Source organism: Pseudomonas sp. ICMP 460 (assembly GCF_002723595.1).
Lineage (GTDB): Bacteria > Pseudomonadota > Gammaproteobacteria > Pseudomonadales > Pseudomonadaceae > Aquipseudomonas > Aquipseudomonas kitaguniensis.
On the sequence record NZ_LKBR01000007.1, the window covers coordinates 18,464 to 41,462 of the forward strand.

Annotated in this window: 20 protein-coding genes; 13 read left to right on the forward strand and 7 right to left on the reverse strand. The window is 60.5% G+C overall.

Annotated elements, in window-relative coordinates; genetic code table 11:
- Nucleotides 1-96 precede the first annotated feature (96 nt).
- The 3 genes from AO240_RS06980 to AO240_RS06990 all read left to right on the forward strand — a co-directional run bounded on the left by AO240_RS06980 (nt 97) and on the right by AO240_RS06990 (nt 2,266).
- On the forward strand, nt 97-1,260 hold the full coding sequence (locus tag AO240_RS06980) for an MFS transporter (protein ID WP_099235916.1): 1,164 nt from the start codon (nt 97-99) through the stop codon (nt 1,258-1,260).
- Nucleotides 1,257-1,787 carry an acireductone dioxygenase gene (locus tag AO240_RS06985; protein WP_099235712.1) on the forward strand — a complete coding sequence of 177 codons (531 nt, stop codon included), beginning with the start codon at nt 1,257-1,259 and terminating at the stop codon, nt 1,785-1,787. Before AO240_RS06980 ends, AO240_RS06985 begins: the two co-directional genes overlap by 4 nt.
- Before the next feature lie 209 nt (nt 1,788-1,996).
- Nucleotides 1,997-2,266: a response regulator transcription factor gene (locus tag AO240_RS06990; RefSeq protein WP_099235714.1), complete on the forward strand. Its 270-nt coding sequence runs from the start codon at nt 1,997-1,999 to the stop codon at nt 2,264-2,266.
- 75 nt (nt 2,267-2,341) lie between these two features.
- Here the strand turns inward: AO240_RS06990 and AO240_RS06995 are convergent, their stop codons facing one another.
- Nucleotides 2,342-2,620: a DUF3509 domain-containing protein gene (locus AO240_RS06995; protein WP_048721059.1), complete on the reverse strand. Its 279-nt coding sequence runs from the start codon at nt 2,618-2,620 to the stop codon at nt 2,342-2,344.
- A 396-nt stretch (nt 2,621-3,016) separates the two neighbouring features.
- Between AO240_RS06995 and AO240_RS07000 the strand changes: the two genes are divergently transcribed.
- The 5 genes from AO240_RS07000 (at nt 3,017) to AO240_RS07020 (ending at nt 8,777) form a co-directional block, all read left to right on the forward strand.
- Complete coding sequence (locus tag AO240_RS07000; protein WP_099235715.1) at nt 3,017-4,843, forward strand: long-chain-acyl-CoA synthetase; 1,827 nt, start codon at nt 3,017-3,019, stop codon at nt 4,841-4,843.
- A 109-nt stretch (nt 4,844-4,952) separates the two neighbouring features.
- Entirely contained in the window at nt 4,953-5,468 is a 516-nt protein-coding gene (locus AO240_RS07005) for an ankyrin repeat domain-containing protein (protein ID WP_099235717.1), read from the forward strand.
- Nucleotides 5,469-5,509: 41 nt separating this feature from the next.
- Nucleotides 5,510-6,040: a hypothetical protein gene (locus tag AO240_RS07010; RefSeq protein ID WP_099235719.1), complete on the forward strand. Its 531-nt coding sequence runs from the start codon at nt 5,510-5,512 to the stop codon at nt 6,038-6,040.
- A 68-nt stretch (nt 6,041-6,108) separates the two neighbouring features.
- Nucleotides 6,109-6,300, forward strand: coding sequence for a PLDc N-terminal domain-containing protein (locus tag AO240_RS07015; protein ID WP_003172956.1), 192 nt, complete (start codon nt 6,109-6,111; stop codon nt 6,298-6,300).
- A 389-nt stretch (nt 6,301-6,689) separates the two neighbouring features.
- On the forward strand, nt 6,690-8,777 hold the full coding sequence (locus tag AO240_RS07020) for an LTA synthase family protein (RefSeq protein WP_099235721.1): 2,088 nt from the start codon (nt 6,690-6,692) through the stop codon (nt 8,775-8,777).
- Between the two features lie 51 nt (nt 8,778-8,828).
- On the opposite strand, the gene AO240_RS07025 is transcribed toward AO240_RS07020, so the two are convergent.
- On the reverse strand, nt 8,829-8,981 hold the full coding sequence (locus AO240_RS07025) for a DUF3309 family protein (RefSeq protein ID WP_015885095.1): 153 nt from the start codon (nt 8,979-8,981) through the stop codon (nt 8,829-8,831).
- Nucleotides 8,982-9,312: 331 nt separating this feature from the next.
- Between AO240_RS07025 and AO240_RS07030 the strand changes: the two genes are divergently transcribed.
- Both AO240_RS07030 and csrA read left to right on the forward strand, forming a co-directional pair.
- On the forward strand, nt 9,313-10,128 hold the full coding sequence (locus AO240_RS07030) for an SDR family oxidoreductase (RefSeq protein WP_099235723.1): 816 nt from the start codon (nt 9,313-9,315) through the stop codon (nt 10,126-10,128).
- A gap of 779 nt (nt 10,129-10,907) precedes the next feature.
- Nucleotides 10,908-11,105 carry a carbon storage regulator CsrA gene (gene csrA / locus AO240_RS07035; RefSeq protein WP_099235725.1) on the forward strand — a complete coding sequence of 66 codons (198 nt, stop codon included), beginning with the start codon at nt 10,908-10,910 and terminating at the stop codon, nt 11,103-11,105.
- A 7-nt stretch (nt 11,106-11,112) separates the two neighbouring features.
- Here the strand turns inward: csrA and AO240_RS07040 are convergent, their stop codons facing one another.
- From AO240_RS07040 to mnmC, 5 genes are all read right to left on the reverse strand, one after another.
- Nucleotides 11,113-11,340 carry a YheU family protein gene (locus tag AO240_RS07040; protein ID WP_058415664.1) on the reverse strand — a complete coding sequence of 76 codons (228 nt, stop codon included), beginning with the start codon at nt 11,338-11,340 and terminating at the stop codon, nt 11,113-11,115.
- Nucleotides 11,341-11,399: 59 nt separating this feature from the next.
- Nucleotides 11,400-12,584 (reverse strand): osmoprotectant NAGGN system M42 family peptidase, encoded by a 1,185-nt coding sequence (locus tag AO240_RS07045; RefSeq protein ID WP_058415663.1) that lies wholly within the window; start codon nt 12,582-12,584, stop codon nt 11,400-11,402.
- 78 nt (nt 12,585-12,662) lie between these two features.
- Nucleotides 12,663-14,432 carry an N-acetylglutaminylglutamine synthetase gene (ngg, locus tag AO240_RS07050; RefSeq protein WP_099235726.1) on the reverse strand — a complete coding sequence of 590 codons (1,770 nt, stop codon included), beginning with the start codon at nt 14,430-14,432 and terminating at the stop codon, nt 12,663-12,665.
- A 3-nt stretch (nt 14,433-14,435) separates the two neighbouring features.
- On the reverse strand, nt 14,436-16,208 hold the full coding sequence (locus tag AO240_RS07055; RefSeq protein ID WP_099235728.1) for an N-acetylglutaminylglutamine amidotransferase: 1,773 nt from the start codon (nt 16,206-16,208) through the stop codon (nt 14,436-14,438).
- A gap of 163 nt (nt 16,209-16,371) precedes the next feature.
- Nucleotides 16,372-18,360, reverse strand: coding sequence for a bifunctional tRNA (5-methylaminomethyl-2-thiouridine)(34)-methyltransferase MnmD/FAD-dependent 5-carboxymethylaminomethyl-2-thiouridine(34) oxidoreductase MnmC (gene mnmC / locus AO240_RS07060; RefSeq protein ID WP_099235730.1), 1,989 nt, complete (start codon nt 18,358-18,360; stop codon nt 16,372-16,374).
- 154 nt (nt 18,361-18,514) lie between these two features.
- Between mnmC and pap the strand changes: the two genes are divergently transcribed.
- The 3 genes from pap to AO240_RS07075 all read left to right on the forward strand — a co-directional run bounded on the left by pap (nt 18,515) and on the right by AO240_RS07075 (nt 22,514).
- The gene (pap, locus tag AO240_RS07065) at nt 18,515-20,029 is read left to right on the forward strand and encodes a polyphosphate:AMP phosphotransferase (protein WP_099235732.1); all 1,515 of its coding nucleotides are present in this window, start codon (nt 18,515-18,517) and stop codon (nt 20,027-20,029) included.
- Between the two features lie 237 nt (nt 20,030-20,266).
- A complete protein-coding gene (locus AO240_RS07070; RefSeq protein ID WP_099235734.1) occupies nt 20,267-21,451 on the forward strand; it encodes a thiolase family protein in 1,185 nt (394 codons plus the stop codon).
- A gap of 112 nt (nt 21,452-21,563) precedes the next feature.
- Complete coding sequence (locus tag AO240_RS07075; protein ID WP_099235736.1) at nt 21,564-22,514, forward strand: DMT family transporter; 951 nt, start codon at nt 21,564-21,566, stop codon at nt 22,512-22,514.
- Nucleotides 22,515-22,999 lie beyond the last annotated feature (485 nt).

The window sequence follows — 22,999 nt, forward strand, 5'->3', positions numbered from 1 at the left end:
GCAAGCTCCCAGTGACGAGCGCGCTTGCTGTGGCGAGCGGGCTTGTTGTGGCGAGCGGGCTTGCTCGCGTTGGGCCGCGCAGCGGCCCCCTGCAACATGAACCCAGCGCTCCCATACTGGCGCCTCTCCAGCTTCTACCTGTTCTACTTCGCCCTGCTGGGGGCGACCGCGCCATTCCTGGCGCTGTACTTCAACCACCTCGGCTTCTCCAGCGCACGCATCGGCGAGCTGTTGGCCATTCCCATGTTGATGCGTTGCGTGGCACCGAACCTGTGGGGCTGGCTCGGCGACTACACCGGCCGGCGCCTGGCCATCGTACGGTTTGGCGCAGTCTGCACCCTGGCCAGCTTTTCGCTGATATTCGTCAGCAAAACCTACGCCTGGCTGGCCTTGGTGATGGCGCTGCATGCGTTCTTCTGGCACGCCGTATTGCCGCAGTTTGAAGTGATCACGCTGGCCCATCTGCAAAAAAACACCGCACGTTACAGCCAGCTCCGGCTATGGGGTTCCATCGGCTTTATCCTCACCGTAGTGATCATGGGGCGTGTGTTCGACGGGTTGAGCCTGGACATTTACCCGGTGGTGGTGGTGGTGATCATGGCCGGTATTATTGGTGCGAGCCTGTGGGTGCCGAATGCGCAGCCCGCCACCCACGGCAATCGCCTGGCGGGCGAGGGTTTCCTCAAGCAACTGCGCAGCCCCGGGGTTCTGGCGTTTTATGCCTGCGTGGCGCTGATGCAACTGAGTCATGGCCCGTATTACACGTTCCTCACGCTGCACCTCGAACATTTGGGCTACAGCCGTGGCGTCATCGGCATGCTCTGGGCGTTGGGCGTGGTGGCGGAAGTGCTGATGTTCCTGGCGATGAGCCGCATCCTTGCGCGCTTTTCAGTGCGCCAGGTGTTGCTGACAAGCTTCTTGTTGGCGGCGGTACGCTGGCTGCTGCTGGGTTCATTTGCCGAGGTTTTCTGGGTGCTGCTGCTGTCGCAACTCATGCACGCTGCCACTTTTGGCAGCTTTCACGCAGCGGCGGTTGCCTTTGTGCAGCGCAGTTTCGGCGCGCGTCAGCAAGGCCAGGGCCAGGCGTTATATGCCGCCCTGTCCGGTACGGGTGGCGCGTTGGGCGCCTTGTATTCGGGTTATAGCTGGAACCTGCTGGGCCCGACGCTGACCTTCAGCATTGCGAGCATTGCGGCGCTGGCAGCCGCCGTTATTATTGGCCTTCGATTGCGAGCGCCGAACCAAGGAACCGTGCAATGAGTTATGTCGCTGTTTACCACGTCGCCACACCCGCTACCCCAAACAAGGTCTTGACCCACTTCGGCGACATCGCCGCCACCCTGGCCGAACTCGGCGTGCGGTTTGAGCGCTGGCAGCCCAGCCCGATCGAGCAGGGCGCCAGCGACGCTGAAATGATCGCGGCCTACCAACCGCAAATCGACGCCCTCGGCTACGCTGGCGCGCAGGTACTCAGGCTGACGGGCGACCCTTCGCAAAACGCTGAATTGCGCGCCAGGTTGCTCAAGGCGTGCCGCTACAGCGAAGACAACGTGCAGTTTTTCATCGCCGGCCAAGGCCTGTTCTCGTTGCACGTGGGTGAGTACGTGTACGCCGTACGGTGTGAGAAAAATGACCTGTTGGTGATTCCTGCGGGCATGCCGCATTGGTTCGATATGGGTGAGAACCCGCATATGGTGGTAATGCGTCTGTTCAACACCGCCGAGGGCTGTGAGCCAGCGTTCACCGGCGACGACAGCGCTGCCGGGTTTCCAGGGCTGGACGATTAAGCATTCATATCTGACTGTTTAACCGCAGCACGTTGGAAATTGCTGTGGGAATAAACCCAATTCTCTGTAAGGCGCAGCTGTTTATTCTGCGCCTTATGCTTTCATCTCCGGGGTTATGTAACTCTCTCGAATCCCGATGTTTATATCGCCTGTCAATGGGAAGAATCCGAAGGGTGGTAGGGATATGTTAATAAAAAGGAGAGAGATTAATGAGTGGCCCAGAGGACTTGTGCTGTACGCAGGCTGCGGTGCCCATGGCGGCTAGAAGGCGCCTGAGTTTACGCGGCAAACGCCTTACACCAACGGAACTGGAAGTGCTGCGCTGGGCCTCAGAGGGCAAGACAGTCTGGGAAATCAGCCAGATTCGCGCCATTTCCGAGGCCACGGTGAAATTCCATCTGCGTAATATCTACGGCAAGTTGGACGTTACCAACCGTGTACAGGCGATGAATGAAGCGGCCCGCCAAGGCATTTGCTGAACGCATAAAAAAGGGCCGCGACGCTTAACGGCGTCGCGGCCCTTTTTATGTCTGGCAGCTTTTTACATCCAGCACTCAGGCCGAATGGTAAGTCGGCAGGGCAAAGCGGTTCTGGCTTTGCAGCATCGAAATCTGCGGCAGGTCACTGGCTTGTTCGGCCAGGTCGCGACGAATCGCGCTGATTACCCACGTCAGTTGATCGGCAGTGTGCAGCTGTTGATACGAAATCGAGCGCTTGACCTGCTTGCCTTCGCTATTGCGCAGGGTCAGCAGGATACCGCCGTCGGGGCGTGGCTGAGTGGTGACATCGTATTGGGAAAATACAGAAGCGAATTTATCTTGGATCAGGCTCATGTCTATCAGCTCCGTTGGCTCAAGTTGGCAAGCATGGAGTGATAGGTGCAGTGATTGTGCCAGTATTGGGTGTTCTAAAAAATCGTTATAAATCAATAACTTAAAAATATTCAGGAATTTCACTTTCGTGCAATTTGCATGAAAGGCCATCGTGCGTCCTGCATTTTGCGCTATCTAACCTGGCCATTTCAGGGTTCGCTTACTGATAAAGACTGCTCACACGCCGCAAAATTCCCTGGGCACAGCGTGCGGGTCCGGGATACAAAACTTTTCAAATCCTGCGTGTACAGCCGAAGAACGGCAGGCGTATTTTCCAGCAAGGCATTCGCGCCGCCTTGGCGTCAGGGCTGCGGTTGTTCTGGATCAGATAAAGAATAAGAAAAAGGACGTTCCGCCATGAGTCATCAGCAAGACGACATGATCACCTGGGGCAAGATGCTGCGTAAGGTGCCGGCGATTGTTCGGGCGCTGCCGCGGGTGGTGCGCGGCATGCGCGCGGCCAATGTCACCGATCCACGGCAGCCCTGCGGCCTCGGTTGGCAGTTTGAACAAGCGGCGTTGCGCAACCCCGAGGGGGCGGCGATCTTGTACGGCGACAGCGTGCTCAGCTACCGCCAAGCCAACCAGCGCGCCAACCGCATCGCCGATTACCTGCACGGCCAAGGCATCGGCAAGGGGGATGTGGTCGCGCTGTTTATCGAAAACCGACCCGAGCTGCTGCTGAGCGTGCTGGCCGTGGCCAAGTTGGGCGGTATCTGCGCCATGCTCAACACCTCGCAAACCCAGGCGGCGCTGGTGCACAGCGTGAACCTGGTGAACCCGGTGGCGATGGTGGTGGGTGCAGAATTGGTAGACGCTCACGCGGCAATGCGCGACCAAGTGGCGATCACGGCGGACAGAACGTGGTGTGTCGCCGATCAACAGACCGGCACGCTGCCCGAGGGTTATATCGACCTGATGGCCGCGAGTGCCGACAGCTCGGTGGAAAACCCCGCCAGCACTGGGCAAGTCTTTTTCAACGACGCGTGCTTCTATATCTACACGTCCGGCACCACGGGCTTGCCCAAGGCCGGCATCATGAAGCATGGCCGCTGGAACAAAACTGCGGTCAGCTTCGCCAGCATTGCCTTGAACATGGGCCAGCAAGACGTGCTGTATTGCACCTTGCCGCTGTACCACGCCACCGGGTTGTGTGTGTGCTGGGGCTCGGCGATTGTCGGGGCGTCAGGCTTCGCTATTCGGCGAAAATTCAGCGCCAGCCAGTTCTGGGAGGATGCGCGAAAATTCAACGCGACCACCTTGGGCTACGTCGGTGAATTGTGCCGCTACCTGCTCGATCAGCCAGCCGGCGCGCTGGATCGTGATAACCGTGTGACCAAGATGGTCGGCAATGGCCTGCGCCCCGGTGTGTGGGCGCAGTTCAAACAGCGCTACGGGGTTGAGCATGTGTGCGAACTGTATGCCGCCAGCGACGGCAATATCGGCTTTACCAACGTGCTGAACTTCGACAACACCATCGGCTTTTGCCTGCAGCAGTGGGCGCTGGTGGACTACTCCCACGAAGGCGGCGAGCCCACACGTGGCAGCGATGGTTTTATGCGCAAGGTGCAAACGGGCGGGCAGGGGCTGCTGTTGGCCAGAATTGACGAAAAATCGCCGTTTGACGGCTACACCGAGCCGGAAAAGAACCGCAAGGTAGTGCTCACGGACGTGTTCGAGAAGGGTGATCGTTATTTCAATACTGGCGACCTGTTGCGCAGTATCGGCTTTGGCCACGCGCAATTTGTTGATCGCCTCGGCGATACCTACCGCTGGAAGGGCGAAAACGTCTCCACCACTGAAGTCGAGAACGTCTTGCTGCAGCACCCGCAGATCGCCGAAGTGGTGGCTTACGGCGTCGAGATCGACAACACCAATGGCCGCGCGGGCATGGTCGCCATCACCCCGAGTGAATCCCTGGCGTGCCTGGATATGCGTGAACTGCTGCAGTTCGCTCACGGCCGGTTACCGCACTACGCCGTGCCGTTGTTCCTGCGGATCAAGGTGAAAATGGACACCACCGGCACGTTCAAATACCAGAAGGTACGGCTCAAGGAGGAAGCGTTCGACCCGCACAAGGCCGGCACCGACCCGGTCTATGCGTGGCTGCCGGGCTCTGACTGCTACGTACCGGTGACCGGCGAACTGTTGGCGCAGATCCAGGGCGGGCAGTTTCGCTATTGATTGTGGCTATGCTCACTTTTGGCAAAAAAGTCATGACAGCAGGGAACTCCGTCGCGACACTGGGCGCCTTATCCAGTACTTAAAGCAGCACCCGCCAAGGAGCCTCCACATGCCAGACCAGCCTAAACAAATGACCGCAGACGAAGCCGCAGAATTTGCCGAGCAGGTCTTCGATGTGGCGCGCAAAGGCGACGCCGCCATGCTCGCCGCGTTGCTGGCCAAAGGCTTGCCGCCTAACCTGCGTAATCACAACGGCGACACGTTGTTGATGCTGTCGGCCTACCACGGCCACGTCGACGCGGTGAAAGTGCTGCTGGAATCCAAGGCCGATCCGCTGATCGCCAATGACAAGAACCAATTGCCGATGGCCGGTGCGGCGTTCAAAGGCAACCTGCCGGTGGTCAAGGCGCTGATCGAAGGCGGCGCGCCAGTAGACGCAGCCTCCTCGGACGGCCGTACAGCCTTGATGATGGCGGCGATGTTCAACCGTGTCGAAATGCTTGAGTACTTGCTCGGTCAGGGCGCCAACCCCAAGGCCACCGACGCGCAGGGTGCTACCGCACTGGCGGCGGCGCAGACCATGGGGGCCATGGATACGGCGGCGCACTTGCAGAAACTGGTGTAGGCTACGCGCCCTTTAAAACCAGCCCACCACAGGATCTGCCCATGAAAGCCGCACTCGTCGAACTCATCAGCAAAATCAGCGCCGGCGTGATGAGCGCAGACGAGGTGGCGCGCATCGCCGAAGAAGCGGCCCAGGCCTACGCGGACCCTGCGACGTTTCTGGCAGCGAACCCGGACATCAACTACGACGAGTCCTTCCCGATCACGCTGGGTGAGTGGGTGGTGGTGGGCAGCTTGCCGGATACCGTGTTGTTTCAGGCCGACACCTATGGCGATTTGTTTGCGCAGATCGTCGCGTCGTTCGGCGCGGGCGTGGCGTTCAACCTCAAGCCCAAGCAGTTGGCCAAAACCGAAGACCTCACCGCGCTCAACCGTATCCAGATCCAGATGAGTGCCCTCAGCCCGGAAGACGGCGGGTACGTACTGCTGAATTTCAGCCAGTTGCTCGATGACGAAATACAGGCCGTGTTGGTCTACGGTAATGACCTGCCGCGAGTGCTGGAATTGTGTGCCGAGGTGGGCATCAAGGCTGGACCTTCCCTTGAAGCGCTGCGCATCGCCCTACACGTCTGAAATAAAACGGAACCCCAGCCAGGGCTGGCTATCCTACAAGTTGCATGACCTCACTTAGGAGCGACACCATGGGTTCAACGTTTAATGGTCTGATTGGCCTGATCATCCTCGCGCTGGATATCTGGGCGATCATCAATGTGTTCAAAAGCGGCGCAAGCACCGGTGCCAAGGTGCTGTGGATTCTGCTGATCCTGTTGCTGCCGGTGCTGGGCCTGATCATCTGGGCGATCGCCGGGCCGCGCGGTAACGTGCGGATCTGATCGCTCGCTCCATGGGTGAGGGGGCTTGCTCCCGATAGCGGTGTAACAGTCACTTGTTTAATGACTAAGACACCGCCATCGGGAGCAAGCCCCCTCCCACATTTGCTTTGTGTGCGCTCAGGAGATTTGTGTTTCGAAATATTCGCTGCACACAATTTTCACATCTTATCCAAGACAATTCCCCGGCTTTATGGCTCCCCCTCACGCCTTGTTTCCCACGCCACTAAAGGTGGGTCAGCGGCGCACGTTGAGTAATTAATAGCGTTGATGCCGTTGATCGGGCACCATTTGCGCCACCGCGTTAACCGCCTACCCCAGCCAGCCTGGGCGAGGGTCGGACGCAACTGCATTATTTCGCAACTTAAACTTCCAATGGGTCCTGAAACGACATGGCAAACCCGGACGCCCTGAGTCAGCAGCGAGCTTCTAATCGCCTGCTGCAACCGACCGTCAAATCCCATCTGGCGTACACGCTGCTCTGCGCACTGGTCATGATGGTGATGTTCTCCCTGCTGCGCCTGGCGCTGCTGGCCTACAACCGCGAGATGATCCTCGACACGCCGGCCTCGACCTTCCTGGAAGCCTTCGGCAACGGCCTGCGCCTGGACATTCGCCTGGTGACGTACCTGCTGGTCCCGCTGCTGCTGGCGTTGTTCAGCGTTCGGGCCATGGCGGCGCGCGGGTTCTTCCGCTTTTGGCTGACCGTCGCGTCGAGCATTGCGCTGTTCCTGGGCCTGATGGAGATGGACTTCTATCGTGAGTTCCACCAGCGCCTCAACGGCCTGGTCTTCCAGTATGTGAAAGAAGACCCGAAAACCGTGATGAGCATGCTCTGGTACGGTTTCCCGGTGGTGCGCTACCTGCTGGCCTGGGCCGTGGGCACGCTGATTCTGAGCATCGCCTTCAAGGGCGCCGACCGTGCGACGCGCCCGCGCGGGCCTTTCAGCGGCGGCACCATCGGCACGCGCCAAGTGGCGCCGTGGTACACCCGCATCGCGGTGTTCGTGGTTTGCCTGTTGGTCGCCGTGGTCGCCATTCGTGGCACCTTGCGCCAAGGCCCGCCGCTGCGTTGGGGTGATGTTTACACCACCGACTCGAACTTCGCCAACCAGTTGGGCCTGAACGGCACCCTGTCGCTGATCGCTGCGGCCAAGTCGCGCTTCTCCGAAGACCGCTCGAACATCTGGAAAGCCACCCTGGAGCAACCGCTGGCCACCCAGACCGTGCGTGACATGCTGTTGCTGCCGCAAGAAAAGCTGGTGGATGCCGACACCGCCGCCGTACGCCGTGACTACACGCCGCCGGCCGAGAAAACCCTGCCGATCAAGAACGTCGTCGTGATCCTGATGGAAAGCTTCGCCGGGCACTCGGTAGGCGCTTTGGGCCGCCCCGGCAACATCACGCCGGCCTTCGACAAGTTGTCCAAGGAAGGTTTGCTGTTCGACCGCTTCTTCTCCAACGGCACCCACACCCACCAGGGTATGTTTGCCACCATGGCCTGCTTCCCGAACCTGCCGGGCTTCGAATACCTGATGCAAACACCGGAAGGCAGCCACAAGCTGTCGGGCCTGCCGCAGTTGCTCAGCGCACGCAAGTTTGACGACGTGTATGTCTACAACGGCGACTTCGCCTGGGACAACCAGTCGGGCTTCTTCAGCAACCAGGGCATGACCAACTTCATCGGGCGTAATGACTTCGTTAACCCGGTGTTCTCCGACCCGACGTGGGGCGTGTCCGACCAGGACATGTTCAACCGTGGCCTCGAAGAACTGAAGGCCCGCGAAGGCGGCAAGCCGTTCTACGCACTCCTGCAAACCCTCTCCAACCACACGCCGTACGCGTTGCCGACGCCATTGCCGGTTGAGAAAGTCACCGACCGTGGCAGCCTCAACGAGCATTTGACGGCCATGCGTTACTCCGACTGGGCGCTGGGCCAGTTCTTTGAAAAAGCCCGTAAAGAGCCGTACTTCAAAGAGACCCTGTTCGTGGTTGTGGGTGACCACGGCTTCGGTAACGAGCAGCAGATCACCGAGATGGACCTGGGCCGCTTCAACGTGCCGATGCTGATGATTGCACCGGGCATGCAGGAGAAGTTCGGCCAGCGTGACCACACCGTGGGTACGCAGATCGACATCGTGCCTACCATTATGGGCCGCTTGGGCGGCGATACCTTGCACCAGTGCTGGGGCCGTGACCTGCTCAACCTGCCGGAAGGCGACAAGGGCTTTGGCGTGATCAAGCCGTCGGGCAGCGACCAGACCGTAGCGCTGGTCACAGATGACCGCGTGCTGGTATTGCCGAAGGAAATGCCGCCGAAACTGTGGTCCTACGAATTGGGCGCTAACCCGACCGGTAAGTTAATTCCCGAGTCGCCGGACGAAGCGGCGTTGAAGCAGAAACTCGATTCGTTCCTGCAGACGGCCACCAAGAGCCTGTTGGATAACACTGCCGGTGTAGTGGACGGCAAGCCGGACTAACTAACCGACGAAAAAAAAGAGGCCGTTAAGGCCTCTTTTTTTGTCCGGGTTTTATATCCGGCCGAGCAACAACAGTACCAGCAGCACCACCAGCACAACGCCGAGGATACCCGACGGGCCATAACCCCAGTTACGCGAGTGCGGGAACACCGGCAGGCCACCGACCAGCAGCAGGATGAGGATGATGATTAGAATGAGGCTCATGTTTTATTTCCTTATAGGCCTTCTTCAAGGACCGGTTATTTAACGTGGGGACCGCACACTGTAAATGCGAGCGCGTTAACAACTCCGACTGTACGACCTGGTAAAAGATTCCGTGATTTTTTAAAGCATTTCGCGAGCAGGTTTATTTCTTTTAACCGGTGGGCACTTACCACACGTTAGTTGAGAAATATTGAACTTACGCGTTAAGCCGTCCTCGCACCCGGCCTTGGGTTTGCTCAAGGCATTCATCAATTGGATGGTACGTGGGTGCGCTAAAAACCTTCGCTACACTGCGGATCACTTCTACTGTGAACCACAAGGCTACTGTCCTATGCAAAATCGCATGATGATCACCGGCGCCGGGTCCGGCCTGGGTCGCGAAATCGCGCTGCGCTGGGCCCGCGAGGGTTGGCAGTTGGCCTTGTCGGACGTGAGCGAGGCGGGCTTGCAGGAAACCCTCAAGCGCGTACGCGAGGCGGGTGGCGACGGCTTTACCCAGCGTTGCGATGTGCGCGACTACAGCCAGCTCACCGCCTTTGCCCAAGCGTGTGAGGTGAAGCTGGGGGGCATTGATGTGATCGTCAACAATGCGGGGGTTGCGTCGGGTGGCTTTTTCGCCGAATTGTCCCTGGAAGATTGGGACTGGCAGATCGCGATCAACTTGATGGGCGTGGTGAAAGGCTGCAAGGCGTTTCTGCCGCTGTTGGAGAAGAGCAAGGGCCGGATTATCAACATCGCCTCTATGGCTGCGCTGATGCAGGGCCCGGCGATGAGCAATTACAACGTGGCCAAGGCGGGCGTGGTGGCGTTGTCCGAGAGTTTGCTGGTGGAACTCAAGCAGCAGGAAGTGGGCGTGCATGTGGTGTGCCCGTCGTTTTTTCAGACTAATTTGCTTGATTCGTTTCGCGGGCCTACGCCGGCGATGAAGGCGCAGGTGGGTAAGTTGCTTGAAAGTTCGCCGATCACGGCGGCGGACATCGCTGACTATATTTACCAGCGGGTGGCAGCGGGCGAGTTTATGATTTTGCCGCATGAGCAGGGGCGAATGGCGTGGGCATTGAAGCAGAAGAACCCGCAGTTGTTGTATGACGAAATGACGGTGATGGCTGACAAGATGCGAGCCAAGGCGCAGACGGTTAAGGCTTAGTGGGTGTATATCCGGTATTGGGTTTATGGCTTATATCGGTTTCGCTCTTACAGCGAATCACTTTTGAAAGGACCCAAAAGTAACCAAAAGGTCCTCGCCCCACCACTCGGCACCTCGCTTAGGCTCGGTGTGCCCGCACACAGGCTTGAATCCGTGGGCCGCCGCGATGGGCCATCCTTGGCCCAGCGCGGCTACCCCGGCGTCCTGCCGGGTTACCCACGGATTCAAGCCTGCGTGCGGCCATCGTGGTTTAACGGGGCGCTTCTCAGATCAAGATCAAGAGCAAGAGCACGGCGGCCTGAAAGCCGACCTGAGTGGTTGAAGCAGATCAAAAGAGGGTTTTGCATACACAGCAGATCTGCTTTTTTTGCTTTTTGTGGGAGGGGGCTTGCTCCCGATGGCAGTTTTACAGTTGATACATGAGGTGACTGACCCACCGCCATGGGGAGCAAGCCCCCTCCCACAGTTTGACCGAGTTCTGCTTGGGGGATTGGGTCGGTTTTCAGGCCGCCTACTTTTGATTTTGATACCCGCCGTAAGGGCGCAACCCATAGTAACCGGTTGAATAAGCATGAATTCCAATAGCAAAAACAATAGGTTATTTGTAGTTGGACAGGCGCGCATTCGGCTTGCGAGGTTGGGTTGGCTGAATGTACACACGCGTCTGTCAGGCAAATTACTGTCGGTTGTAGCCCTTGCCTGTTTTCAGCGCAGGCCGTTGTTGTGGTCAATCCAAAAGGGCATGGTCAGGCCTCTGTCACTCTCCAAGGACAACCGCCATGCTGGTCCTAAGCCGCTCCCCGGGCGAAAGTATTTCCATCGGTGATGACATCGCCGTGCACATCCTCGAACTGAACGGTAAACAGGTGAAATTCGGCATCGACGCACCCAAGGGCGTCAAAGTCCACCGCGCCGAGGTGTATCAAAAAATCCTCGCGCGCCAATCCATAGCAGGCCAAACCGAAAACCGTTCCTAGAACTGCCTCAGTCGAACAAATGCTTGGGCACGTCGTGCTTGAGCATCAATTGGCATTGCTCGCTGTCAGGGTCGAACACGATCAGCGCCTGGCCCTTGGTCAGCGCATGGCGCACGCGCAATACGCGGGTTTCGAGTGGCGTTTCATCGCCGTTGTCGGTGCCGTCGCGGGTGACGAAATCTTCGATAAGCCGGGTCAGCGTGTCGACTTCAAGTGCGTCGTAGGGAATCAGCATACAAGCCTCAGAGGTAAGAACCCGGCGATCCTACTGCGCCGGGCTCGTAGTTGCCAGCGTCAGGACTTTTGACCGACCAGGCTGTCCACCGATGGCACGCGCGTGTCGCTCTCCATCTGTGTTTCGTGCTCGATTTGATGACTGAACCGGTCCAGTGAACCCTGCGCCGGTTGCGCGTCGCTGGCGAATACCGGCGGGCTGAGGATGTACGCACCCAGCAGGCGGCTCAGCGCGGCCAGGCTGTCGATGTGCGTTCGCTCGTAGCCATGGGTCGCGTCGCAGCCGAACGCGAGCAATGCGGTACGAATATCGTGGCCGGCGGTCACCGCCGAATGCGCATCGCTGAAGTAATACCGGAACAGGTCACGACGCACCGGCAGGTCATTGTCCGACGCCAGGCGCAACAGGTGGCGCGACAGGTGATAGTCATACGGCCCGCCGGAATCCTGCATGGCCACGCTCACCGCGTGTTCGCTGGAGTGCTGGCCGGGCGCGACCGGGGCAATATCGATGCCGACGAATTCGCTGACATCCCAGGGCAGGGCGGCCGCTGCGCCACTGCCGGTTTCTTCGGTAATGGTGAACAGCGGGTGGCAGTCGATCAGCAGCGGTTCACCGCTGTCGATAATCGCCTTGAGCGCCGCCAACAGCGCGGCGACACCGGCTTTATCGTCGAGGTGACGGGCACTGATGTGCCCGCTTTCGGTGAACTCGGGCAGCGGGTCAAAGGCTACATAGTCGCCAATGCTGATGCCCAGGGAATCGCAGTCGGCGCGGGTGGCGCAGTACGCGTCCAGGCGCAATTCGACGTGGTCCCAGCTCACCGGCATCTCATCCACGGCGGTGTTGAACGCGTGCCCGGAGGCCATCAATGGCAATACACTGCCGCGGATCACGCCGTTGTCGGTGAACAGGCTGACGCGGCTGCCTTCGGCAAAACGGCTGGACCAGCAACCCACCGGCGCGAGGCTCAGGCGGCCGTTGTCTTTGACCGCACGCACGGCGGCGCCGATGGTGTCCAGGTGCGCGGACACGGCGCGGTCGGGGCTGTTTTTCTGGCCCTTGAGGGTGGCGCGAATGGTCCCGCGCCGCGTCATTTCAAAGGGTATGCCGAGTTCTTCGAGGCGCTCGGCAACGTAACGCACGATGGTGTCGGTAAAGCCTGTAGGGCTGGGAATGGCGAGCATTTCCAGCAGCACTTTTTGCAGGTAGTTGAGATCCGGTTCGGGGATGGTTCGGCTCATAAAGGTTTCCTTTAGGTGCAAGCTTTTAGCGGTAAGCTTCAAGCGGCAAGCTTCAAGCTAAATGCGGTCTCAGAGGTTTCACTCTTGTGGCTTGCAACTTGCGACTTGTGGCTTCCCGCTGTGGGGAAATAACAAATCCACAAATTTCTCGGCCGTCGGTTGCGGCTCATGATTGGCCAGGCCGGCGCGTTCGTTGGCTTCGATAAACACGTACTCGGGTTGGTCGGCGGCGGGCACCATCAAGTCGAGGCCCACCATCGGAATGTCGAGTGCGCGGGCGGCACGCACGGCGGCGTCCACCAGCGTCGGGTGCAGAATCGCGGTGACGTCTTCCAGGCAGCCGCCGGTGTGCAGGTTGGCGGTGCGACGCACCGCCAGGGTTAGCCCGCGCGGTAGGATGCTGTCGTAGTCGTAACCCGCGGCTTTCAGCGTGCGCTCGGTTTCGCCGTCGAGGGGTATTTTACTTTCGCCGTCGGTCGCTGCCTGGCGACGACGGCTCTGCGCTTCGATCAGCGCGCGGATGGAATGCTGACCGTCACCGGTCACTTCGGCGGGGCGTCGAATCGCGGCGGCGACCACTTCAAAACCGATCACCAGAATGCGCAGGTCGAGGCCTTGGTGAAAGCTTTCGAGTAACACGCGGCTGTCGAATTGGCGCGCCGCTTCAATCGCTTGCTGCACCTCTTCGATGGTCTGCAAGCCCACTGCCACGCCATGGCCTTGCTCACCGTCGAGCGGCTTGACGACGATGCACTGGTGCGCGTCGAGAAACTCAAGATTGTCATCGGCACTGCCCGCCAATTGCTGCTCGGGCAGCTTCAAGCCGGCGGCTTTCAGCGCCTTGTGGGTCAGGCTTTTGTCTTGGCACAGGGTCATGCTGATGGCGCTGGTCAGGTCACTCAGCGACTCACGGCAGCGTACGCGACGGCCGCCGTGGCTGAGGGTGAACAGGCCCGCGTCGGCGTCGTCGACCTGCACATCAATGCCGCGCCGATGGGCTTCCTCGACAATGATTCGCGCATACGGGTTAAAGCCCGCCTGCGGCCCCGGGCCGAGAAACAGCGGCTGGTTGATGCCGTTCTTGCGCTTGATCGCAAAGGTGGTCAGCGCACGAAAACCCAGCTTGGCATAGAGGCTCTTGGCCTGACGGTTATCGTGCAGCACCGACAGGTCGAGGTAACTCAAGCCACGGCTCATGAAGTGTTCGACCAAGTGGCGCACCAGCACTTCGCCCACTCCGGGGCGCGAGCATTGTGGGTCGACTGCCAGGCACCACAGGCTGCAGCCGTTTTCCGGGTCGTGAAAGGCCTTTTGATGGTTGAGGCCCATCACACTGCCGATCACCGCGCCACTGTCTTCATCCTCGGCCAGCCAATACACCGGCCCACCTTGATGGCGTGGCGTCAGGCGGTCAGGGTCGACGGGCAACATGCCGCGCCCTTGGTACAACTGATTCACCGCCAGCCAATCGGCCTCGGTTTGCACGCGACGTATGCGAAAACCGCGAAACACGCGGGTGGCCGGGCGGTAATCGGTGAACCATAAACGCAGGGTGTCGGACGGGTCGAGAAACAGTTGCTGCGGGTCGATGCCGAGGATCTGTTGCGGCGCGGCCACGTACAACGCGATGTCGCGTTCGCCCGGTTGCTCATTCAGCAACTCCACGGCCAGGCTCGACGGGTCTGGAAAGGTGTGGCCGATCAATAGCCGGCCCCAACCGCAATGCACCGCGATCGGTTCGGCACCCAACGGGCTGCCGTCTTCCGCCAATCGGGCTTGCAGGCGCTCGTACGACGGCGCCTGGCCCTTCAGCAAGCGTTGGCTGTAAGCCGCTGCATGGGGTTTCATCAATCAGATTCCTTGTTCGCTGAGCCACAGGTTCAGCGCTGCCAGTTGCCACAGCTTGGAGCCGCGCAACGGGGTCAGTTGGCCTTGCGGGTCGGTCAGCAAGCGGTCGAGCATGGCCGGGTTGAACAGGCCGCGATCCTGGCTCGGGTCCAGCAGCAGGTCACGCACCCAGTTCAAGGTGTCGCCCTGCAAGTGCTTGAGGCCCGGCACCGGGAAGTAACCTTTTTTGCGGTCGATGACTTCGCTCGGGATGACCCGGCGCGCCGCCTCTTTCAAGACTTGCTTGCCGCCGTCGGGCAGTTTGAATTTGCCCGGCACGCGTGCCGACAGTTCCACCAGGCGGTAATCCAGAAACGGCGTGCGCGCTTCCAGGCCCCAGGCCATGGTCATGTTGTCGACGCGCTTGACCGGGTCGTCGACCAGCATCACTGTGCTGTCCAGGCGCAGCGCCTTGTCCACGGCGGCCTCCGCGCCCGGCATGGCGAAATGCTCGCGCACGAAGTCACCGGCGGCGTCATTCGCGGTCAGCCATTTGGGTGCGACAGTGGCGGCGTAGTCGTCGTAGCTGCGGTCAAAAAACGCATCGCGGTAAGCGGCATACGGGTCGCTGGCGCCGTCGACTTGCGGGTACCAGTGGTAACCGGCAAACAGCTCATCGGCGCCCTGGCCGCTCTGCACCACTTTGCAATGCTTGGCCACTTCGCGTGACAGCAGGTAGAACGCGATGCAGTCATGGCTGACCATCGGCTCGCTCATGGCGCGGAACGCCGCCGGCAGTTGCTCGATGATTTCGCGCTCGGCAATGCGCAGTTGGTGGTGGCGCGTGCCGTAGTGCTTGGCGATCAGGTCCGAGTACTGGAACTCGTCGCCGCGCTCACCACCGGCGTCTTCAAAACCGATCGAGAAGGTCGACAGGTCTTGCACGCCCACTTCGCGCAGCAGGCCCACGAGCATGCTTGAATCGACACCGCCGGAGAGCAACACGCCGACATCCACGGCGGCGCGTTGGCGGATGGCCACGGCTTCGCGGGTGCTGTCGAGCACGCGGTCGGTCCAGTCTTCCAGGGTAAGATTGCGCTCATCCTCACGCGGGCCGTAGGGCAGCGTCCACCAGGTTTTCTGCTCGGTCTTGCCGCTCGCATCAATGCGCAGCCAGCTCGCCGGCGGCAGTTTTTCGATGCCCGCCAGCAAGGTGCGCGGTGCAGGCACCACGGCGTGGAAGTTCAGGTAGTGGTTAAGCGCCACCGGATCAAGGATCGGGTTGATGTCGCCGCCTTTAAGCAGCGCCGGCAACGCCGAGGCAAAGCGCAGGCGCTGGCCGGTACGCGACAGGTACAGAGGCTTTACGCCGAGGCGGTCACGCGCGATGAACAAGCGCTGCGCGTCGCGCTCCCAAATCGCAAAGGCAAACATGCCGTTAAGTTTTGGCAGCAGTGCTTCGCCCCAGGCGTGGTAACCCTTGAGCAGCACTTCGGTGTCGCCACCGGAATAGAAGGCGTAGCCCAAGGCTTCCAGCTCTTCACGCAATTCCGGGAAGTTGTAGATGGCACCGTTAAAGGCCAGGGAAAGCCCCAGTTGGGCGTCGACCATCGGTTGGGCTGAGCCGTCCGACAGGTCCATGATTTTCAGGCGCCGATGGCCCAGCGCAACCGGCCCTTGGGCATGGAAGCCCCAGGCGTCGGGGCCACGCGGGGCCAGGTGATGGGTGATGCGCTCAACTGCAGCCAAGTCGGCAGGTTGGGCATCGAAACGTAATTCTCCAGCTAATCCGCACATAAATTCCTTACCGGTTTTTCCGTTGGGGAGGGTCAATACTCAATACGCCCAAAGGGCGCGTACCCAGAAACTGACCCAGTGCTATGCGCGGAGTTTTAGACCGATAAGTTATAAGGCCAATCGCCTTGATGGCGTCAACGGAGCATTTTGCAGCGATAACGGCTCATGCTTTCAAGGCCTTGCCGCGCACCAATGCACGCAAAGCAAACCGGTTCGGGTGGCAGGCCTCGGCCACGCTGGAGGGCACCGGCAGTGGCTCATCCGTCAACCAGGCGGCCAACAATTCGCCGCACAGTGGCGCGGTGATCAACCCGCGTGAACCGTGGCCGCTGTTGATGTACACGCCGGGCAGCCATGGGCAGGGCGTCTCCGGCACTTGGCGGGCGTCTTTGCTCAGCACGGCATAAGCTTGTTGGAACGCCGCGTGTTCAGCCAGCGGCCCGACGATCGGCAGATAGTCCGGGCTGGTGCAGCGGAACGCGGCGCGGCCTTCAAGCTGTTCGGCGGGCAACGCGTCGGCGCCCAGCCGCGCCAGCAGGTCTGCAGAAATCTCGCGCAGCAACTGCAGGTTGCCGGCATGTTCGGCGACCGTCGGCGTGAGGTCCTGGTTGTTGAAATCAAAACTGGCGCCCAAGGTGTGTTCGCCAAGCCTTGCCGGTGCAACGTAGCCTTCGGCGCAGACCACGGTGGCCAAGGCCGCGCTGGCCGGGGTTTGCGTCAGCCGGGTGATTTGCCCGCGTATGCGCTTGAGCGGCAAGTCGGCGCTGAACGCGAACTGCTTGATCTCGGCAGCACCGGCCAGCACCACCACGCTGGCGCTGGCCAGCACGCGCTCGCCGGCGCGGGCTTGCCACTGCTCGTCGACGCGCTGCAGCTCCAGTGCTTGGTGATGCGGCAGCACTGTAATCAGCGGGTGCGCTGCTTGCCATTCGCACAGCGCCGGGGGATGCACCCAGCCGCCCTGCGGGAAAAACAGGCCGCCGTGAGGCAGGTCGATTCCGGCTTTTTGACGGGCCTGGTCGCGGTCCAGCAGGTGCAACAAGTCTGGCGCAAAGGCCTCGGCCAGTTGCGCCTGGCGCTGCGCTTCCTTGGCATCAAACGCCAGTTGCAGCACGCCGCAGCCATCCCAATCGACGCCGCGGTGCAAGTGCTCAAGCAGGCGCCGGGTGTGGCCAAAACCGCTGAGTATCAACTGCGACAACGCTGTGCCATGTGCCGAGAGCTTGAGGTAAAGCACGCCCTGTGGGTTGCCCGACGCTTCCTGTGCCAAGCCGCCATGGCGCTCCAACAGGCTGACACGCCAACCCCGCGCGGCCAGGCTGGCGGCAGTCGCGCACCCGGCCAGGCCGCCGCCGATGACCATCGCGTGGCGCTCGCCCTCAATGGGCGCAGGCCGCGCGAACCACGGCTTGGCGGCAACGGCTGCGGGCGCCTGCGCGGGCCAGCCGAGGAACTCCCCACGGAGGATCTCCCACTTGTGGCCGATGCCTGGCGTGCGCTTCATTTTGAAGCCTGCCGCGTTGATCAAACGGCGCACCCAGCCGGTGCTGGTGAAGGTGCTGATCGTCGACCCCGGTGCCGCCAGCCGCGCCAGTTCGGCAAACAGCTCGGCGCTCCACATGTCAGGGTTTTTCGCCGGCGCAAAGCCGTCCAGAAACCATGCATCGATCTGCGCATCCAGTTGCGGCAATTGCTCCAGGGCATCGCCAATCAACAGGGTCAGGGTCACGCGGCCGTTATCCAGCACCAGGCGCTGGAAGCCTTGGTGAATGGCGATGTACTGCGCCAGTAATTGCTCGCTGAAGGGTTGCAGTTCCGGCCACAGGGCGAGGGCGCGTTGCAGGTCGGCGTGGCTCAGCGGGTACTTTTCGACGCTGACAAAGTGCAGCCGCGCGCCGGCCACCGCGTGTTGCTCGAAAAGTTGCCAGGCACACAGAAAATTCAAGCCGGTGCCGAAGCCGGTCTCGCCAATCACCAACCGCCCGCCCACCGGCAACGCGGCGAAGCGCGCCTGCAAACGGTTCTGTTCGAGGAACACATAACGGGTTTCTTCAAGGCCTGACTTGTCGGAAAAATACACATCGTCGAACACCCTAGAGTGCGGGCGACCTTGTTCATCCCAGTCGAGTTGGGCGTGCGATACGGGGTTCATGGGCGACTCATAAATAGAAGCAGGCAAAGGCAAGGCGGCCATTCTAGCCGATCAGCCGGCGTTGAATTGACCTATGGCAAGTCGCCGGGGAATTTCCTCCCGCGCGCCGTTGCCCAATCCGCTAGTCTTGATCCATCTTGAAACGGAGCTGCCCATGTTCGAATCCGCCGAAATCGGTCACGCCATCGACAAAGACACCTATGAAGCGCAAGTGCCGGCGCTGCGCGAAGCCTTGCTGGAAGTGCAGTACGAGCTGCAACAGCAGAAGCGCTTCCCGGTGATCATCCTGATCAACGGCATCGAAGGCGCCGGCAAGGGCGAGACCGTCAAGCTGCTCAATGAATGGATGGACCCGCGCCTGATCGAGGTGCGCACCTTTGACCAGCAAACCGATGAAGAACTGGCGCGGCCACCGGCCTGGCGCTACTGGCGGCAACTGCCTGCCAAGGGCCGCATGGGCATTTTTTTTGGCAACTGGTACAGCCAGATGCTGCAAAGCCGGGTGCATGGCCAGATCAAGGACGCGCGGCTCGACCAGGCGATTGCCGGCGCCGAGCGCCTGGAAAAGATGCTCTGCGATGAAGGCGCGCTGATCTTCAAGTTCTGGTTCCACCTGTCCAAAAAACAGATGAAGGCGCGGCTCAAGGCCTTGGCCGATGACCCGCTGCACAGCTGGCGCATCAGCCCGTTGGACTGGCAGCAGTCCGCGACCTACGACAAGTTTGTGCATTTTGGTGAGCGTATCCTGCGCCGCACCAGCCGCGATTACGCGCCGTGGCATGTGATTGAAGGCGTCGACGCGCATTACCGCAGCCTCACCGTCGGCAAGATTTTGCTCGAGAGCCTGCAAAATGCCTTGAAGCTGGCCAAGGGCAAGGCCAGCGGCATGAACCCCGCGCCGTTGCTGGCGTCGGTGGATCAGAAGAGCCTGCTGGACAGCCTCGACATGACCTTGAGACTGGACAAGGACGATTACGAAGAACAGCTGATCACCGAACAGGCGCGTTTCTCCGGGCTGATGCGCGACAAGCGCATGCGCAAGCACGCGCTGGTCACGGTATTTGAAGGCAATGACGCGGCGGGCAAGGGCGGTGCGATCCGCCGTGTGGCGGCGGCGCTGGACCCGCGCCAGTACCACATCGTGCCGATTGCCGCGCCGAGTGAAGACGAGCGCGCGCAGCCTTACCTGTGGCGGTTCTGGCAGAAGATCCCGGCACGCGGCATGTTCACCGTGTTCGACCGCTCGTGGTACGGCCGCGTCCTGGTGGAGCGCATCGAAGGCTTCTGCTCCCCGGCGGACTGGATGCGTGCTTATGGCGAGATCAATGACTTTGAAGAGCAACTGCGCGATGCCGGTGTGATCGTGGTCAAGTTTTGGTTGGCGATTGACAAGCAAACCCAGTTGGAGCGTTTCCAGGCCCGCGAAGATATTCCGTTCAAGCGCTTCAAAATCACCGAAGACGACTGGCGCAACCGCGACAAATGGGACGATTATCGCGCCGCCGTCGGCGACATGGTCGACCGCACCAGCACCGAGATCGCACCCTGGACGCTGGTGGAAGCCAACGACAAGCGCTGGGCGCGGGTGAAGGTATTGCGCACCATCAACCGCGCGCTGGAAGAGGCGTTCGAAAAAACTGACAAGCACGATAAAAAGAAAAAGAAATAACCCGCGCGCGGCCCGGTCGGGCTCGCTTGTGAGCTGCTGTGGTGAGCTGGCTTTTTTGTGGGGATTTGTCTGAGTGTGGTGGGCTGGCTTTTTGTGGCGAGCGGGCTGGCCGCCATCAGCGGGCTTTCTACAAGGTGAGCTCATGCTTTTGCATACGCCAGATGAATGATCGTCGCGGTCGCCAATGCCTTGCCTCTATCCTCGGTTCAACCCCTAACAACAAGATCGAGGCAGCCCATGCGTGAAGTAGTGATCGTCGACAGCGTGCGAACCGGCTTGGCCAAATCCTTTCGCGGCAAGTTCAACCAGACCCGCCCCGATGACATGGCGGCGCATTGCGTCAATGCGCTGCTTGCGCGCAATGGCATTGACCCGGCGACGGTGGAAGACTGCATCGTCGGTGCCGGCTCCAACGAGGGCGCGCAGGGCTATAACATCGGGCGTAATGTGGCGGTGCTGTCGCAATTGGGCACCGGCACGGCGGGCATGACCCTCAATCGTTTCTGCTCCTCGGGCTTGCAGGCGATTGCGATTGCGGCCAACCAGATCGCTTCAGGCTGCAGCGAGATCATCGTCGCCGGCGGCGTGGAATCCATCAGCCTGACCCTGAAAAGCGTCAACACCGACCATCTGATCAATCCGCTGTTGAAGGAACAAGTGCCGGGCATCTACTTGCCCATGGGCCAGACTGCCGAAATCGTTGCGCGCCGCTATAACGTCAGCCGCGAAGACCAAGACCTGTACGCCCTGCAAAGCCAGCAACGCACCGCGCAGGCTCAGGCCGACGGCTTGTTTGACGATGAAATCGTGCCGATGGCGGTCAAGTACCGCGTAGAAGACAAGCACACCGGCGAGATGCAGGTGCTTGAGGGTGTGGTCGACCGCGACGACTGCAACCGCCCCGACACCACGCTCGCCAGCCTGCAGGGCTTGAAACCGGTGTTTGCCGACGATGGCTCGGTGACGGCGGGCAACTCGTCGCAGTTGTCCGACGGCGCCTCAATGACCCTGGTGATGAGCCTGGAAAAAGCCATGCAACTGGGGCTTAAGCCCAAGGCGTTTTTCCGTGGTTTTACCGTGGCCGGTTGCGAGCCGGATGAGATGGGCATCGGCCCGGTGTTCTCGGTGCCCAAGTTGCTCAAGGCCAAGGGCTTGCAGGTGGCGGACATCGACCTGTGGGAACTCAACGAGGCGTTCGCCTCGCAATGCCTGTACGCACGTAACCGCTTGGGCATTGATAACGCCAAGTACAACGTCAACGGCGGTTCGATCTCCATCGGCCACCCGTTTGGCATGACCGGTTCGCGGCAAGTCGGGCATTTGGTGCGCGAGCTGCAGCGGCGCGATCTGCGTTACGGCATCGTCACCATGTGCGTGGGCGGCGGCATGGGCGCCACCGGGCTATTCGAAGCCGTTGGCTAATTAAAAATGCGCAAAGCGGTGTGCGCTCTTACCCATTTGAGCTGCGGCGTATCCTGATTTGATGACTTGCCCCTAGAATGCCGGTTCCACTTCCTCTGGCCTTGGGGCACTCATGCATATCTCTTCCGGTCGCTGGGTCTATGGCTTTGGCTTGACCCTGCTGACCGCGCTGCTCTGGGGCATTCTGCCGATCAAACTCAAACAGGTGCTGCAAGTGATGGACCCGGTGACCGTCACCTGGTTTCGCCTGACCGTCGCCGGTGGTTGCCTGTTCCTTTACCTGGCGGCCACCAAGCGCCTGCCGCGTCGTGCCGTGCTCGGTGCCAAAGGCGGCTGGCTGGTGGCAATGGCCGTGTGTGGGCTGGTGGGCAACTACGTGTTGTACCTGGTCGGCCTGAAAATGCTCAGCCCTGGCACGGCGCAGTTGGTGGTGCAGATGGGGCCGATCTTTTTGATGGTCGCCAGTGTGTTTGTGTTCAAGGAGCGTTTCAGCCTGGGGCAGGGCATCGGCCTGGTGGTGCTGATTTTTGGCTTTGGGCTGTTCTTCAACCAGCGCCTGTCGGAGTTGCTGACGTCGCTGGGTACTTACACGGCCGGGGTGTTGACGGTGCTGCTTGCCACCACCATCTGGGTGTTCTATGCCTTGGGTCAGAAGCAATTGCTGACGGTGTGGAATTCGTTGCAAGTGATGATGGTGATCTATCTGTCATGCGCGCTGTTGCTGACGCCGTGGGCGCATCCGCTGGAGGCGTTGCAATTGAGCCCGCTGCAAGGTTGGTTGTTGTTGGCGTGCTGCATGAACACGCTGGTGGCGTATGGCGCGTTTGCCGAGGCATTGGCGCACTGGGAGGCGTCGAGGGTCAGTGCGACCTTGTCGCTGACGCCGCTGGTGACGTTTGTCGCGGTGGCCTTGGCGGCGTGGTTATGGCCGGAGTTTGTGCAGGCTGAGGCGATTAACGCACTGGGTTATGTCGGGGCGTTGGTGGTGGTGCTGGGCTCGGCGACGGTGGCGTTGGCGCCGTCGTTGCTGGCCGGGCTGCGGGCTCGGCGGCGGGGGCCTTAGTAAAGCGGGGTTTGCGTACACAGGCAATGTGCTTTTTGTGGGGGGGGGCATTGCATCTTTGATGTTGCGCTGTGGCGCGGCAAGCGGGTTTGGGGTGTTCTTTGGATTTTCGTACATATCCGGTATTTGGATGATGGCTTGTATCGGTTTCGCTCTTACAGCGAGTCACTTTTGATAGAGCGCAAAAGTAACCAAAACGCTCTCGCCCCACCACTCGGTGCCTCGCTGTGGCTCGGCATGCCCGCCCACAGGCTTGAATCCGTGGGCCGCCGCGATGGGCCATCCTTGGCCCAGCGCGGCTAACCCGGCGTCCTGCCGGGTTACCCACGGATTCAAGCCTGCGTGCGGCCATCGTGGTTTAACGGGGCGCTTCTCAGATCAAAAGCAGATCAAAAGCAAAAGCACGGCGGCCTGAAAGCCGACCTGAGTGGTTGAAGCAGATCAGAAGCAGGTCAAAGGCGGGTCTTGAGTACACAGCAGATCTG

Excerpts from the sequence above, each read along its gene's own strand:
- mnmC (WP_099235730.1), bottom strand. The coding sequence starts at position 18,360 with ATGAACCCCGTATCGCACGCCCAACTCGACTGGGATGAACAAGGTCGC.
- AO240_RS07055 (WP_099235728.1), bottom strand. The coding sequence starts at position 16,208 with ATGTGCGGATTAGCTGGAGAATTACGTTTCGATGCCCAACCTGCCGAC.
- AO240_RS07020 (WP_099235721.1), top strand. The coding sequence starts at position 6,690 with ATGGCAAACCCGGACGCCCTGAGTCAGCAGCGAGCTTCTAATCGCCTG.
- AO240_RS07000 (WP_099235715.1), top strand. The coding sequence starts at position 3,017 with ATGAGTCATCAGCAAGACGACATGATCACCTGGGGCAAGATGCTGCGT.
- AO240_RS07005 (WP_099235717.1), top strand. The coding sequence starts at position 4,953 with ATGCCAGACCAGCCTAAACAAATGACCGCAGACGAAGCCGCAGAATTT.
- AO240_RS07075 (WP_099235736.1), top strand. The coding sequence starts at position 21,564 with ATGCATATCTCTTCCGGTCGCTGGGTCTATGGCTTTGGCTTGACCCTG.
- ngg (WP_099235726.1), bottom strand. The coding sequence starts at position 14,432 with ATGAAACCCCATGCAGCGGCTTACAGCCAACGCTTGCTGAAGGGCCAG.
- pap (WP_099235732.1), top strand. The coding sequence starts at position 18,515 with ATGTTCGAATCCGCCGAAATCGGTCACGCCATCGACAAAGACACCTAT.
- AO240_RS07015 (WP_003172956.1), top strand. The coding sequence starts at position 6,109 with ATGGGTTCAACGTTTAATGGTCTGATTGGCCTGATCATCCTCGCGCTG.
- AO240_RS06985 (WP_099235712.1), top strand. The coding sequence starts at position 1,257 with ATGAGTTATGTCGCTGTTTACCACGTCGCCACACCCGCTACCCCAAAC.
- AO240_RS07040 (WP_058415664.1), bottom strand. The coding sequence starts at position 11,340 with ATGCTGATTCCCTACGACGCACTTGAAGTCGACACGCTGACCCGGCTT.
- AO240_RS07025 (WP_015885095.1), bottom strand. The coding sequence starts at position 8,981 with ATGAGCCTCATTCTAATCATCATCCTCATCCTGCTGCTGGTCGGTGGC.
- AO240_RS06990 (WP_099235714.1), top strand. The coding sequence starts at position 1,997 with ATGAGTGGCCCAGAGGACTTGTGCTGTACGCAGGCTGCGGTGCCCATG.
- AO240_RS06995 (WP_048721059.1), bottom strand. The coding sequence starts at position 2,620 with ATGAGCCTGATCCAAGATAAATTCGCTTCTGTATTTTCCCAATACGAT.
- AO240_RS07070 (WP_099235734.1), top strand. The coding sequence starts at position 20,267 with ATGCGTGAAGTAGTGATCGTCGACAGCGTGCGAACCGGCTTGGCCAAA.
- csrA (WP_099235725.1), top strand. The coding sequence starts at position 10,908 with ATGCTGGTCCTAAGCCGCTCCCCGGGCGAAAGTATTTCCATCGGTGAT.
- AO240_RS07010 (WP_099235719.1), top strand. The coding sequence starts at position 5,510 with ATGAAAGCCGCACTCGTCGAACTCATCAGCAAAATCAGCGCCGGCGTG.
- AO240_RS07045 (WP_058415663.1), bottom strand. The coding sequence starts at position 12,584 with ATGAGCCGAACCATCCCCGAACCGGATCTCAACTACCTGCAAAAAGTG.
- AO240_RS07030 (WP_099235723.1), top strand. The coding sequence starts at position 9,313 with ATGCAAAATCGCATGATGATCACCGGCGCCGGGTCCGGCCTGGGTCGC.
- AO240_RS06980 (WP_099235916.1), top strand. The coding sequence starts at position 97 with ATGAACCCAGCGCTCCCATACTGGCGCCTCTCCAGCTTCTACCTGTTC.